The sequence below is a fragment of the Vibrio sp. 1F279 genome, from assembly GCF_041439815.1.
GTDB lineage: Bacteria > Pseudomonadota > Gammaproteobacteria > Enterobacterales > Vibrionaceae > Vibrio > Vibrio tasmaniensis_A.
On the sequence record NZ_JBGOOU010000116.1, the window covers coordinates 1 to 1,320 of the forward strand.

Annotated in this window: 1 protein-coding gene; it reads left to right on the plus strand. The window is 39.3% G+C overall.

Annotated elements, in window-relative coordinates:
- Window positions 1–162: 162 nt before the first annotated feature.
- Window positions 163–1,155, plus strand: a complete 993-nt coding sequence (locus ACED60_RS25655; RefSeq protein WP_371728734.1) for a DUF4238 domain-containing protein — start codon at window positions 163–165, stop codon at window positions 1,153–1,155.
- Window positions 1,156–1,320 lie beyond the last annotated feature (165 nt).

A 1,320-nucleotide genomic window follows, 5' to 3' on the forward strand; every position in this document is an offset into this window, starting at 1 on the left:
AATTATGCTATCTTTATTCATGCTAGCCTCCAAATTTAGTTGTTTGACGCACTAAGTATGGCTCTGGCTTTAAGCTAACCCACGATATTGGAGGCTAGCATCTTTCGTGGGGGTCATTATGTCTAGTTTACAAATGTCAGTCATGATTAGTTGAGAGAAGTAGTGAAATTAACAACAGATGTAAAAAAACAACATACGGTTCCTCGTTTCTTGTTAGATAAATTTGGTTTTGGTGGCTCTGGTAAGCGACGCAGGTTGTACACCTTTGATAAGCCGAATGATCGAATATTTCAACAATCAGTTTATGATGCAACGACAAGAAACACATTTTACAATATCGAGGGGCATCCGGATCGAGCTAGTCTAGAACCTATACTTGGTATTTATGAAAGTGAAGCATCGCCGGCACTTAAAAAGATACTGGAAACTAAAGACTTAAGTACCTTAAGCTCTGAAGAAAGGTATAATATTGCTACATTTGTAGCTATTCAAAGAGCTCGCTCTTACGGCGAGTTGATGCGAATATCGACCATTGTTGATGCGCTTTCAGATAAGTTAGATTCAATGGGAGCATCTCCTGAACAAATTGAAACTGAGCTAGGTCTACCGGATTCTTCTGAAAGGAAGAATTCGTTTTTAAGCTTGATTCTGAATCAAAAAGAGGTAGTTGAACTTCTCTTAAATAAGTCATGGATTTTGTATGAAAGCACCAATGAAATGCCATTTTATATTTCCGACAACCCAGTCACCCTCCACAACAGTATAGATATGGGACCATATGGTAACCTAGGGATAGGTTTAAAAGGAATTCAAATTCATTTGCCATTATCTCCAACTCTAACCTTGGCGTTAACGTGTCCTTCGATTGCAGAGCAAGCTATAAAAGCGAAAAATCAGGTCCAAGAACTAATGGTTAGAGCTCCACATATGCTTTCACAGCTAAAGAGACCATTCTCACTTATTGAGTATGGGAATGCATACGAAAAAGGTACACCGATTAAGCAAACTTCAGATAATGTTCGCTTTTTGAATAGCTTACAGGTCCAGTTTTCTGAGCAGTACGTTTTTTCTGGTCAGAATGACTTTTCTCTTGCTCAAGAAATGATTGGTGACAACGAGAAATATAAAATGGGCATGCGTATGCAAGTAAACTAACAATCTGTTTAAGAGTGATTCGCAACGCTTGGCAGTTTTGCTATGCGTTGCGTTTTGTGTTTAAGGTGGTATGCGGGAGCTTCGGTATTGCGTTGCTCACACCTTAACAGGGCTACATGGATTCCCCCGGTTGTCAAACATCCGCTAAACTTATGTTGATGGGTT